Origin of the sequence: Romboutsia lituseburensis DSM 797, assembly GCF_900103615.1 — a bacterium.
Taxonomy (GTDB): Bacteria; Bacillota; Clostridia; order Peptostreptococcales; family Peptostreptococcaceae; genus Romboutsia_F; species Romboutsia_F lituseburensis.
This window is the reverse complement of the sequence record NZ_FNGW01000005.1, coordinates 224236-238020: the sequence shown is the minus strand read 5'-3', so window position 1 is coordinate 238020 and position 13785 is coordinate 224236. Positions and strand designations below refer to the sequence as shown.

The window sequence follows — 13785 nt, the reverse complement described above, 5'->3', positions numbered from 1 at the left end:
GTGCTGATATGGGTAACTCTAATAATGATGTTAGCAAGATGAAAAATTTAGTAGATATATCTGCTATGGTAACTCAATCAACAGATTTTTTTAGCATAAAAGATAGAATCGTAGAGAAGATGCTTGAAGTGGTACATCCAGCCAAGGCATGTGTTAACTTATTTTATAAAAATAACTACCAACATGCCTATTTAGTGTGTTCGGAAACTTTAGAATATATACCACAAGTATTTCCAATGAATAGCCCAAGAGGGGTTAAAATAGACTTTAGTGAATATCCAAGATATGTTCATGAAGCAGTTAAAACAAAGAAGATAATTTATATAAAAAACATATTTGAGGATGAAAGAGCAAAAGAAGAAAGAGAGTTAGCTAAAGCAGAAGGATATATAGGCCGTATTGTATTTCCTTTTATAATAAATGATGCAGTAGTAGGATTTATGACATGCTTTTTAACGGCTAATGATTTTATTACAGATCAAGATATAGACTTTATATCATCAGTAGCATCTTTGATAAGTTTATCTATAGAAATAACTACAAAAAACAATAATACTCAATTGCTTGTACATAAACTTAGAGGTGCAATATCTTCTATAAATGAAGCGACTAGAAAGCTATACTTAAATAAAAATATAAATGGATTCTTAGAACATTTAAGTAAACAGGCCTGTAATATAACAAACAGTAAAGAAGCTATAATAATAATAAATGAGCAAGAATATCGAAACAAGGTATTTAATTACTATAACACAGAAGATAAGAATAAAATAAATGTATACCCTATAGTTGAAAGTATTTTATCTCAAGAAGCAATGGGAGCTTATAGTAATAATGTTGGAGTAAACTGTAAAGATGGTAGTAAAATAGAAAGTTATATTTATTACAAATTAAAAGATAAAAATGAAATAATCGGATGTATAGTATGTGCTAATAGCCGAAATTATACTAATGATGATTTAAATATATTAAGTATCTTAGCTAAGCAGGTTGCTGTTGGAATGAAACTTTATCAATACAATGCAGAAGAAGTAAAGCATAGAGTATTAGCTAATGAGCTTAATATACTAAGTCAACAGCAAAAACTTATAATGGATAAAAGTCAGTTAGACTGTAATGAACAAAAAGAATTAACTTATTATCATAGACCTGCAAGAGTAGTTGGTGGGGACTTCTACTATGCTATGAGAGTTGATGAAGAAAACATATTTTATATAGTAGCAGATGTTATGGGACATGGTATGGTATCAAATTATGTAGTAGCAATGATAAAAGGGGCTTTTAAAGTACTTTGCAATCAATACGAAACTCCAGGAGAAATAATGACTAACTTAAATAGTATGCTTTATGATGAATTTGATAAAATGGGTGTATTTACAACTTGTTTAATAAGTAAGGTTAATACTGTAAAAAATGTTATGAGTGTTTCTAATGCTGGTCATTACAGTCCTATAATAATAGAGGAAAATGGAGTGGTATGTAGAGATATTGAATGTAAAAAAGGAATTCCAATAGGGATAATGGATGATGCTGAGTATGACAACAATACTTTTGAAATAAATAAATATCCTATGATATGTATGTATACAGATGGGGTATTAGAAATAAAGAATACAACGAAAGAAGAGTATGGGACATCTAGACTAGAAGGTTTCTTAAAAGAAAACTTTAACCTTAAACCAGAACATGTAATAGATAATTTAAAGGTAGAGTTAAAAGAATTTGCAGGTAAGGATAGTTATGATGATGATATACTAGTAGTTATGCTAAAAGATAAATAAGGGGGATAATGTATGCATCCAGAGATTTTAATAATAAATGGAAGTCCTAGAAAAAATAAAAATTGTTTTAAAATTGCTAATGAAGTAAATAATGTATTAATAGAAAATAATTTAACAAGTCAAATATTTAATATATATGATATGAACATAGATTATTGTACTGCTTGTGGATTTTGTGATAAAACAGGATACTGTAGAATAAAAGATGATATGACACCTATGTATGAAATGTTTGATAAAGCAAAAGGTGTTATAATTGTCAGTCCAGTACATTTTGATTGTATTTCTGCAAAGTTAAAGACAGTAGTTGATAGAACACAAGCTATATATGCAAGTAAATATGTATTAAATAAACCATCCATAGATAGAAATAAAAGGCGTATAGGAATGTATATAGCTGTAGGAGGATCTCAAAATTATGAGACTCAATTTATGGGTGGCCAAACAGTGATGGATTTCTTTTTTAAAAGTGTAAATAATAAGTTACTTTATAATCTGCATTTAAATAATACTGACAAAGTAGAATATGAAGAAAATATAGAATTTAGAAAAAAACTAAGACAAAACTTAAAACATTATATAAAAGATATAAATGATACTGTTTCAGAATAGTTTTATATTTAATCAATTTTATTTAAGCTGAATATAATTTCTTCCTATTGTAATCCTAAACTGCTATACATTTAATTATGGATAGCTAAGAATTTAGAATTAGTAGTATGAGGAAAGTTATAATTCAGCTTTTTTAAGCTTAAGTACACTATAATACATCAGAAACTATTAATAATCTATGAATTATAGTTATGCCAATACCGTTGTAAAAATAAAAAATATATTTTTAATTAACGGACAAAGTCGTTGAAGACGTGATCTAAGCGACTTTTTACATAATAAAACAAAAAAATGGGAGGTAATATGTTAAGATATCTGACTAGTGGAGAATCACATGGACAAAGTTTAATATCAATATTAGACGGAGTTCCAGCTAATATTGAACTTGATATAGATGAAATAAACAATGAACTTAAAAAAAGACAAGGTGGATATGGCCGAGGGGCTAGGATGAAAATAGAACAAGATAAAATAAATATATTAGGAGGCGTAAGAGGGAAGAAAACACTAGGTGGACCAATATCTATAGAAGTAAAAAATAAAGATTATGAAAATTGGTCTAAATATATGAATCCAATGGAAGATATAGATTTAGAAAGTAAAAAAGTAAGTAATGTAAGACCAGGTCATGCAGACTTAGTTGGTTGCTTGAAGTACGATTTCGAAGATGCTAGAAATGTTTTAGAGAGATCTAGTGCAAGAGAAACAGCAAGTAGAGTAGCAGTTGGGGCTATTTGTAAACAAATTCTTAAAAACTTTGGTATAGAATTTATATCTCATGTTGTACAAATAGGAAGTATAAGTGATGACAATATATATGATTTTGAGTATATAAAAAAACATGTAGACAATAGTGAAGTTAGATGCGTAAATAAAAGTTTAGAAGAAAAAATTATAAAAGAAATTGATAATGTAAAAAAAGATGGAGATACTTTAGGTGGAATTATAGAAATAAGGGTAAAAAATGTTATTCCAGGTTTAGGCTCATATACCCAGTTTGATAAGAAAATTGATGGAGAGCTAGCGATGCATCTTATGGGTACTCAGGCTATTAAGGGTGTAGAAATAGGTATTGGATTTGATGTATCTAAAAGTGTAGGATCAAAAGTTATGGATGAAATTTATTACAATGAAAATACGGGTATAAAAAGAGCTACAAACAGACTTGGTGGAATAGAAGGTGGAATGACAACTGGGGATGAAATAATAATTAGATGTGCTATGAAACCAATACCTACACTATATAAACCATTAAATTCAATAGATGTAAATACATTAAAAAGCTATACTGCAAGTATAGAAAGATCTGATAATTGTGCAGTTCCAGCATGTAGTATTGTTTGTGAAAATGTAGTCGCATTTGTTATTTGTAAGTACTTTTTAGATAAAGTTGGGGGCGATAATTTACGAGATATAAATTCTAATTATAACTCATATATAAAAAGGCTAGGTGAAAGAGGATGGAAAAAATAATAAATTCAGTTTGTAATATCGTAATAGATAATGACTTTACATCTTTTAAAGACGCAGTTTGTTATTTCAATAAAGATGTAAAATTAAATGACTTAGATATATGTAAAGTATATGATAAAGTTTTAATAATAACTGATTCAAATTTATATATTAAGCAAGCTGATAAACTTGTTAAATCTATAAATACAAAATACATTCATGAATATGTTGTAAAACCAGGTGAAGAATCTAAATCCTTAAAAGTATATGAAGATATAATGAATCATTGCTTAAAAATAGGATTAACTAGAAAATCATTAATTATAGCTCTTGGTGGTGGAGTTGTGGGAGATTTAGCTGGATTTATCGCATCAACTTACATGAGAGGTATAGATGTTGTACAGGCTCCTACAAGTTTATTAGCGCAAGTTGATTCATCTATAGGTGGTAAAACAGGAATCAATTTAGGAAATGCAAAAAATATAATAGGATCATTTTATCAACCTAAGTTTACATATATAAATATATCTTCACTAAAAACTTTACCACAGCAGGAATTTATAAGTGGAATGGCTGAAGTAATAAAGTACGCTTTAATTTATGATTATGATTTTTTAGATTATTTAATTGATAATCATAAATTTATAATAAGTAGAGATGAAAAATATTTATACAATATAGTAAAAAAATGTGCAAGTATAAAAGCTGAAGTAGTAGAAAAAGATGAAAAAGAATGTGGGCTTAGAAGAATACTAAACTTCGGTCACACTTTTGGTCATGGAGTAGAAAAGCTTTGTAAAATAAGTCATGGAGAAGCAGTTAATATTGGAATGAATATGGCATTTAAATTATCTATTAATGATGGATTAATAGATGAAAACTATTACAAAAAATTCATAGAAGTATCAAATGTCTATAACCTTCCACTAGGGTTTATAATCCCTGAAGATGAAAGCTTTTTAGCAAAAGATATACTAGAACTAATGAAGAGTGACAAAAAAAATAGTTTTGGAAAAATTAATTTAATACTTCCTACAGATTTAGGTAAAGTGGAAGTAGTTAATGATATAGAAGAATGTAAAATACTAAACGTAATAAGGGAGTGTCATAATGCTTAGAGGGAGTTTTGAACTTATAGGAGATAAATCTATATCTCATAGAGCTATAATGTTCTCATCAATATCAAAAGGAAAAAACAAAATTAGTAATTTTTTAATGGGTCAAGATTGTTTAAGTACTATAGATTGTTTTAGAAAAATGGGCGTAGAAATAGAAATAAATGACAAAGATGTATTTGTAAAAGGAAATGGTCTGTATGGATTAAAGAAGCCAAGTGATATATTAGATGTAGGAAATTCAGGAACTACTATAAGGTTAATAAGCGGAATATTAGCAGGTAATAACTTTGAAGCTACTTTAGTAGGAGATGAATCTATAGCTAAAAGACCTATGAAAAGAGTAACCGATCCACTTAGGCTTATGGGGTGTAATATTGAAGGAAATGATGATGCCAACTATACGCCTATAACGATATATGGTGGTAACTTAAAAGCCATAGATTATAAAATGCAAGTAGCTTCAGCTCAAGTTAAATCAGCATTAATACTTGCAAGTCTTTATGCTGATGGCAAAAGTATTATTCATGAAAAAGTAAAAAGCAGAAATCATACAGAAATAATGCTTAAGTCTTTTGGCGCTGATATATCAGTAGAAGATTTAAGTATAACTATAAATCCAGTTAATGAATTGTTTAGCCAAGATATAAATGTAGCAGGTGATATATCTTCAGCCGCATTTATAATAGTAGGAGCTTTAATAAGTGAAGGTTCAGAGGTTATTATAAAAAATGTAGGATTAAATAAAACAAGAACTGGGATACTAGACGTAGTAAAAAATATGAATGGAAATATAGAAATATTAAATGAACGATTTGTTAGTGGAGAGCTAGTAGGAGATTTATTAGTCAGATATAGTCCAAATTTAACATCAACTATAATTGATAAAGATATAATTCCAAGACTTATTGATGAAATACCGGTAATATCCATTTTAGCGACACAAGCTGAAGGAACTACAATTATTAAAGATGCCAAAGAATTAAAAGTCAAAGAAAGTAACAGAATAAAAGTAATGGTAGATAATTTGAAGCTAATGGGTGCTGATATAGAAGAGCTTGAAGATGGAATGGTTATAAAAGGAAAGACTAAGTTAAAAGGAGCTAATATAGAAACTTTTAAAGATCATAGGATTGCTATGGCATTTTCTATTGCTGAATTAATTAGTGATGGATATGTGAAATTAGATGATGAAGATTGTGTAAATGTATCATTCCCTGGATATTTTGATTTATTAAAACAACTGTCAAAATAACGGTGAAAATTAGTCATATTTTAATGTTTAATTAAAGTATGGCTAATTTTTGTGCAAAACTACCTAATATATAGCTGATATGAAATGCTAATAAAAATATATTTTTTATTGAAAAACAATAAAAAAATATTGCTAAACAAAAAAATAAGTGATAAAATACACTTATAAAATTAATATTGTATTTATGTTAAAAACTATACAAATTAATATTAATTATTAAAAAATTAAAAATTTTATATTTAAAATTAGAAAAAGAGGTAGTTAAAATGAATAAAAAGTATGCTGAAAATATTTTAGACAAAATTGTTTTAATCGGGATTGCACTAACTATTATACTGCTTTTATTTACTCCATTAGGAATAACAGCCATATTGAAAAGTGCATATGGAGTAGTTGGTAGTAAAATGCCAATTAATATATCTATAGGTATATATATATGTGCAATACCATATTTAATAGCTTTAATTTATTTAAAGAAACTATGTGGTTTAATAGCTAAAAAAGATCCATTTTCAACTAATATACCTTTATATTTGAAAAAAATATCAATGTGTGCCTTTAGTGAAGTTTTAATTTTTAATGTAGTTCAATTTGGATTATATTACTTATTTGATATGTATTTTTACGCATTAACTCTGGTACCATCTGTTATAATATCTTTTGTAGCATTAGCCATAGGATTTTTAAGTGTAGTTCTGAGCAAGTTATTTGAAATGGCAATAGAAATAAAAGATGAAAATGATAAAACAATATAAGGAGAAAAAAATGGCTATTATAGTAAATTTAGATGTCATGATGGCAAAAAGGAAGATGAGCTCAACGGAATTATCTCAAAAATTAGGGATTACGATGGCCAATCTTTCTATATTAAAAAATAATAAAGCTAAAGCTATTAGATTTTCTACTTTAAATCAAATATGTAATATATTACAATGCCAACCTGGGGATATATTAGAATATGTAGATGATGAAAATGAGGATAATTAATATACCTAAAAATACCTTTTATATAAAGAATAAATTTAAATGATAATTAACAAAATAGTATAAAAGGATTTTCAAATATTAAGTAGAAATATGATACAGGTAAGAAAAAGAACGTTAAATTAAATTTTTATCAAAATAATTTGATTTAATTAGGAATATTATGTATAATTGTATGTTGTATACAAAAAAAGAATTTAGGAGGGATTTTTTCCATGAAATTACCAATAGCATTATCAAATAAACACGTTCATTTAAGTCAAGCTGATATAGAAACATTATTCGGAGCTGGACATGAGTTAACTCATTTCAAGCCATTATCTCAACCAGGTCAATATGCTTGTGAAGAAAAAGTTGATTTAGTAGGACCAAAAGGAACTATAAAAGGTGTTAGAGTTTTAGGACCAGCTAGACCAAATACACAAGTAGAAATATCTTTAGCAGATGGATTTACTTTAGGGGTTAAAGCTCCAATAAAAGAATCTGGAGATATAGCAGGTACTCCTGGTGTTAAATTAGTAGGACCAGCTGGAGAAGTTGAATTATCAGAAGGTGTAATAGTTGCATCTAGACATATACATATGAGCCTTGATGATGCAGCTAAGTTCGGTGTAGCTGATAAGCAAATAGTAAAAGTTAGAACTTTCGGACCAAGAGCTGTAGTATTTGAAAATGTATTAGTTAGAGCTAATGCAAACTTCGCTTTAGAAATGCACGTTGACGTTGAAGAAGGAAACGCTGCAGGTGTTAGAAATGGTGAAGAAGTAGAATTAATAGCTGAATAATTATATATAATAGAAAGCTATCTCATTAGGAGATAGCTTTTTTTACGTTTAAGGAAATTATTATACCTAAAAATCTATACATAATAATTAGAACTTAGTGATAATAAAGATTATGAATAACATAAAAAATATATTTTAAGCAACGGGTGAAGCCGTTAACGACACACAGTTACTGAAGCAAAGAAAATTTTTATTTGCATTTTTAGTAAAAAATTAATAAAAACTATTTAGAATGTTTAATAGATTCTCCGTATTCTATTCCATAATTATACATTTGTTCTAGCAAGGGAATCATTTTTTCGCCCATTTCAGTTAAGCTGTATTCCACTTTTGGAGGTATTACAGGAAAAACTTCTCTATGAACTAACCCATCTTCCTCAAGACTTCTGAGTTGATTAGTCAACATTTTCTGAGTCACATCAGGTAACTTTCTTTTAATTTCGCTAAACCTAAGACATCCACTACTTAAATACCAAAGGATTAGAATTTTCCATTTACCTGAAACTAATTTATGAAATAAAATCATTGGACATGTGTTGTATTTGGCACAACGATTATTCATATGGCATTTATGATGATAAGTTAAAGCTTTTTCCATAATGAGCACCTCTCTTAATAGATAATTATATTTACAATGAATATTAAAATTTATCAAAATATAAATTATAAAGTAAAATTTAACCAATAAATTCTAAAATATGTAAATTTAATTTTACTAATTATAACACAAAACTAATCATATATAAAATCCATTTTGAATCCTAATAGACTATATTAATTATATAAATATAGCCTAGATAATTGAAATTACTGAACTACAATAAAATTCAAATTAAAAGTATACAAAAATATATATAGTATCAAAAAGTATACTATATATAAAAAAATATCCTACATATAAATAAAGTGCCTACTTGTTACAATGATATGCAAGGTCTATCATATAAATATAAATATTACCCAAATAAAAAATCTAATGAAAAATCATGAATGCTAAATATTCTCTAGGAAAAAATAAGTTTATATAGTTTTCGTAATATGATAACATATTATGGAATAATATAAACTTTAGTGTAAAAAAAGGAGAATACATAAATGAATAATAAAATAGCAAAAATGATAGATCATACAATATTAAAAGCAACGGCTACTAAGGAAGAAGTTGTGAAAATATGTAGCGAAGCAAAAGAATATGGATTTTTCTCAGTATGTGTAAATCCTACTCAAATAGAACTTGTAAAAAAAGAATTACAAGGCAGTGATGTTAAGGTTTGTACAGTAATAGGTTTCCCTTTAGGAGCAAATACTCCAGAAGTTAAAGCATTCGAAACAAAAGATGCTATAGCTAAAGGTGCAGACGAAGTAGATATGGTTATAAATATAGGAGCTTTAAAAGATAAAAACTACGAATTAGTAGAAAGAGATATAAAAGCAGTAGTAGATGCTGCAAATAAAGCTGCATTAGTAAAAGTTATAATCGAGACTTGTTATTTAACAGATGAAGAAAAGAAAATAGCATGTGAGTTAGCTGTTAAGGCAGGAACTGATTATGTTAAGACTTCAACTGGATTTGGGACAGGTGGATCTACTCCTGAAGATATAAAGTTAATGAGAGAAACAGTAGGAGAAAATATAGGAGTTAAAGCTTCTGGTGGAGTTAGATGTGAAAAGGATGCAATAGCTGTTATAGAAGCAGGAGCTAGTAGAATAGGAGCTAGTGCATCAATAGCAATAGTAAGTGGTCAAATAAGTAAAAGTGATTATTAAAAACAAATAATGACATATTTTTTAGCTTAGGTGATTAAACTTATTATTTGTTGGGTATATAACTAATGCAATAATAAAAAATTTATTTATAAAAAAAAATTAAAAATTAAATATATTATTTTATAAACAAAAAAGAAGGATTATTTTAGTAATATATAGAATATTTTGTTTATTATGTAATATTTTATAATTATGTAATACTTGTGTATTGGGGGAATACAATGTATTTGTATGTACATTGAATTAACGATACACATTGCTTATGTTAAAACATTTGAGTACATAAGAGTAATAAATAAGGAGGATACACATTATGGCTAAATTTATGAAAACACTTGACGGAAATACAGCTGCAGCACATGTTGCTTATGCATTTACAGATGTAGCTGCTATATACCCAATAACACCATCTTCAAACATGGCTGAAGTGGTTGACGAATGGGCTGCTCAAGGGAGAAAAAATATATTCGGACAAAAGGTTAGCGTTGTAGAGATGCAATCAGAAGCAGGGGCTGCTGGAGCATTCCACGGTTCACTACAAGCTGGTGCTTTAACTACAACATTCACTGCATCACAAGGATTATTATTAATGATACCTAACATGTATAAAGTTGCAGGAGAGTTACTTCCAGGAGTATTCCACGTAAGTGCTCGTGCTCTTGCATCTCAAGCATTATCTATATTTGGTGACCATCAAGACGTTATGAGTGCTCGTCAAACTGGATGCGTATTATTAGCTTCTGGATCAGTTCAAGAAGTTGCTGATATAGCACCTGTTGCACACTTAGCTGCTATAGAAGGTAAATTACCATTTATACATTTCTTCGATGGATTTAGAACATCACATGAAATTCAAAAGGTTGAATTATTAGAGACAGAAGATTATGCAAAACTATTAAACATGGAAGCAGTTGAAGCATTTAGAAATAAAGCTTTATCTCCAAACCATCCTGTTACTCGTGGTACTGCTCAAAATCCAGATATATACTTCCAAACTAGAGAAGCTTCAAACAAGTACTACAATGATATAGTAGGAATAGTTGAAAAGTATATGAATCAAATGAGCGAATTAACTGGAAGAAAACATGGATTATTCGATTACTATGGACCAGAAAATGCAGAAAACATAGTTATAGCTATGGGATCTGTTACAGAAGCAATAGAAGAAACTATAGATTATGTAAATGCTAAAGGCGGAAACTTCGGTTTAGTTAAAGTTCATTTATTTAGACCATTCTCAACTAAGCATTTATTAGAAGCTATACCTGCTTCTGCAAAGAGAATATGTGTACTTGATAGAACTAAGGAACCTGGTTCAATAGGAGAGCCATTATACTTAGATGTTCGTGCTGCATATTATGAAATTGAAAATGCTCCTATGATAATAGGTGGAAGATACGGATTAGGATCAAAAGATGTTACTCCATCTGAAATAAAAACAGTATTTGACAACTTAGTTGCAGATAAGCCTAGAAATAACTTTACATTAGGTATAGTTGATGATGTAACAAATACTTCATTAACTCCATCTGAAACAATAAAAGTTGTTACTCCAGGAACAATAAGATGTAAATTCTGGGGATTAGGTTCTGATGGTACTGTTGGAGCTAATAAGCAAGCTATAAAAATAATAGGAGACCACACTGACAAATATGCTCAAGCTTACTTTGCATATGACTCTAAGAAATCTGGTGGTATAACTATGTCTCACTTAAGATTTGGAGATGAACCAATAAGATCAACATATTTAATAGATGAGGCTGATTATATAGCTTGTCATAATCAATCATATGTTAATCAATATGATTTACTAAAAGGACTTAAAAAAGGTGGTACATTCGTACTTAACACTATATGGAGTCCTGAAGAGTTAGAAGCTAACTTACCAGCAAAAATGAAAAAATTCATAGCTGAAAAAGAAATAAACTTCTACACTGTAAATGCTACTAAGATAGCTCAAGAAATAGGTCTTGGAACAAGAATAAATATGATAATGCAATCTGCATTCTTCAAATTAGCTGAAATAATACCTACAGAGCAAGCTGTAGAACACTTAAAAGATTCTATAAACAAAGCTTACGGTAAAAAAGGCGAAAAAATTGTTAAGATGAACTTTGATGCTGTTGAAGCAGGTATGAATGCATTAGTTAAAATAGATGCTCCATCTAACTGGGCAAATGCAGAAGAGTTAGAAATGGCAGTAGATTCTGATGAGCCAGAATTCATCAAAAATATATTAAGACCAATGAACGCACAAGAAGGAGATTCTTTACCAGTAAGTGCATTCAATGGAATAGAAGATGGTACATTCCCATGTGGTACAGCTGCATACGAAAAGAGAGGTATAGCAGTAAATGTTCCTGAATGGATAGTAGACAACTGTATACAATGTAACCAATGTGCTTATGTATGTCCACATGCATGTATAAGACCAGTATTAGTAAATGAAGAAGAAGCAAATAATGCTCCTGAAAACTTCAATACTAAGAAAGCAATAGGTAAAGGATTAGAAGGACTACAATATAGAATGCAAGTAAGTCCAATGGATTGTACAGGATGCGGAAACTGTGCAGACATCTGTCCAGCTAAGCAAAAAGCTTTAGTTATGAAACCTCTTGATACTCAAGAAGTTGAAGTAGAAAACTGGGCATTTGCAGTTGATACTGAAAAAGTATCTCCAAAGGTAGATGTAATGGCTCCAAATACAGTTAAAGGAAGTCAATTTAGACAGCCATTAATGGAATTCTCAGGAGCTTGTGCTGGATGTGGAGAAACTCCATACATTAAGTTAGTGACTCAATTATTTGGGGATAGAATGATGATAGCAAATGCTACTGGATGTTCTTCAATCTGGGGAGGATCTGCACCATCAACTCCATACACTGTTAACCATGAAGGTAAAGGTCCATCTTGGGCAAACTCATTATTTGAGGACAATGCTGAATATGGATACGGAATGATGTTAGCTGTTAAACAAATGAGAAACAAAATAGCTGATAATATGGAAACTTTATTAACTATGGAGATATGTGATTGTGCAAAAGAAGCATTCACTGCATGGTTAGAAGGTAAAGATGATGCTGAAGCTTCTAAAGTGGCATCTGATAAAGTATTAAAAGTTTTAACTGATGATTGTGGTTGCGCAAGCGAAGAAATAAAACCATTATTAAAAGAAATAGATGAGAGAAAAGATTACCTAGTTAAGAGATCTCAATGGATACTTGGAGGAGATGGATGGGCTTATGACATCGGATACGGTGGATTAGATCATGTTCTTGCTTCAGGAGAAAATGTAAACGTACTTGTATTTGATACAGAAATATATTCAAATACAGGAGGTCAAGCTTCTAAGTCAACTCCAGTTGCTGCAATGGCTAAGTTCGCTGCTGCTGGTAAGAGATCTAAGAAGAAAGACTTAGGTATGATGGCAATGAGTTACGGAAATGTATATGTTGCACAAGTAGGTATGGGTGCAGATAAGAACCAATTAATGAAGGCAGTATTAGAAGCTGAGGCTTATGATGGACCATCATTAATAATAGCTTATTCTCCATGTATATCTCATGGTATAAAAGAAGGTATGGGTAGAGCTCAAGCTAATATAGAAAAAGCTGTTAAGGCTGGATACTGGCACTTATACAGATACAACCCAACTCTAAAAGTTCAAGGTAAGAATCCATTTACATTAGATTCTAAAGAACCAACAGAAAGTTTCAGAGACTTCTTACTAGGTCAAGTAAGATATGCTGCAATAGCTAAGCAATTCCCAGAAATAGCTGACGAGTTATTTACATCAGCTGAGGAAAATGCTAATGAAAGATACAATAACTATAAGAGATTAGCTGAAAACTGCTAATAAAAATTATAGTAAATATATTAAAGGATGAACTTTTAGTTCATCCTTTTTTTGTTAAAAAATTTAGATTAAATTAATTAATTGATTTAAATGATTATACATTTATATTAAAGAATGGTAGAATATTGTCGTATTTATAAAATAAAGGAATTTTGGTTTTTATGACTAATATACAATA

The 13785-nt window shown here is 29.3% G+C and carries 11 protein-coding genes; 10 read left to right on the top strand and 1 reads right to left on the bottom strand.

Translation table 11 applies throughout. The features are described 5' to 3' along the window. The first annotated feature begins 8 nt into the window (after window positions 1–8). The 8 genes from BLP75_RS11695 to pduL all read left to right on the top strand — a co-directional run bounded on the left by BLP75_RS11695 (window position 9) and on the right by pduL (window position 7984). The gene (locus BLP75_RS11695) at window positions 9–1781 is read left to right on the top strand and encodes a GAF domain-containing SpoIIE family protein phosphatase (RefSeq protein ID WP_092726281.1); all 1773 of its coding nucleotides are present in this window, start codon (window positions 9–11) and stop codon (window positions 1779–1781) included. Window positions 1782–1793: 12 nt separating this feature from the next. Beyond that, entirely contained in the window at window positions 1794–2393 is a 600-nt protein-coding gene (locus tag BLP75_RS11690; RefSeq protein ID WP_092726279.1) for a flavodoxin family protein, read from the top strand. A gap of 303 nt (window positions 2394–2696) precedes the next feature. Next, a complete protein-coding gene (gene aroC, locus BLP75_RS11685) occupies window positions 2697–3866 on the top strand; it encodes a chorismate synthase (protein ID WP_092726278.1) in 1170 nt (389 codons plus the stop codon). Next, window positions 3854–4963, top strand: a complete 1110-nt coding sequence (gene aroB, locus BLP75_RS11680; protein WP_092726277.1) for a 3-dehydroquinate synthase — start codon at window positions 3854–3856, stop codon at window positions 4961–4963. The genes aroC and aroB overlap by 13 nt, the downstream gene beginning before the upstream one ends. Further along, on the top strand, window positions 4956–6215 hold the full coding sequence (aroA, locus tag BLP75_RS11675; protein ID WP_092726275.1) for a 3-phosphoshikimate 1-carboxyvinyltransferase: 1260 nt from the start codon (window positions 4956–4958) through the stop codon (window positions 6213–6215). The genes aroB and aroA overlap by 8 nt, the downstream gene beginning before the upstream one ends. A gap of 266 nt (window positions 6216–6481) precedes the next feature. Then, window positions 6482–6970: a DUF2975 domain-containing protein gene (locus BLP75_RS11670; protein ID WP_092726274.1), complete on the top strand. Its 489-nt coding sequence runs from the start codon at window positions 6482–6484 to the stop codon at window positions 6968–6970. 10 nt (window positions 6971–6980) lie between these two features. Continuing rightward, window positions 6981–7202 carry a helix-turn-helix domain-containing protein gene (locus BLP75_RS11665; RefSeq protein WP_092726273.1) on the top strand — a complete coding sequence of 74 codons (222 nt, stop codon included), beginning with the start codon at window positions 6981–6983 and terminating at the stop codon, window positions 7200–7202. Between the two features lie 212 nt (window positions 7203–7414). Beyond that, window positions 7415–7984, top strand: coding sequence for a phosphate propanoyltransferase (gene pduL, locus BLP75_RS11660; RefSeq protein ID WP_092726271.1), 570 nt, complete (start codon window positions 7415–7417; stop codon window positions 7982–7984). Between the two features lie 223 nt (window positions 7985–8207). Here pduL and BLP75_RS11655 read toward each other — a convergent pair whose 3' ends face one another. Further along, window positions 8208–8582, bottom strand: coding sequence for a winged helix-turn-helix transcriptional regulator (locus tag BLP75_RS11655; RefSeq protein WP_092726269.1), 375 nt, complete (start codon window positions 8580–8582; stop codon window positions 8208–8210). A gap of 497 nt (window positions 8583–9079) precedes the next feature. Here BLP75_RS11655 and deoC point away from each other — a divergent pair, with 497 nt between their 5' ends. Together deoC and nifJ are read left to right on the top strand one after the other, a co-directional pair. Further along, window positions 9080–9751: a deoxyribose-phosphate aldolase gene (gene deoC / locus BLP75_RS11650; RefSeq protein WP_092726268.1), complete on the top strand. Its 672-nt coding sequence runs from the start codon at window positions 9080–9082 to the stop codon at window positions 9749–9751. A 313-nt stretch (window positions 9752–10064) separates the two neighbouring features. Next, on the top strand, window positions 10065–13607 hold the full coding sequence (nifJ, locus tag BLP75_RS11645; RefSeq protein WP_092726266.1) for a pyruvate:ferredoxin (flavodoxin) oxidoreductase: 3543 nt from the start codon (window positions 10065–10067) through the stop codon (window positions 13605–13607). Window positions 13608–13785: the final 178 nt, after the last annotated feature.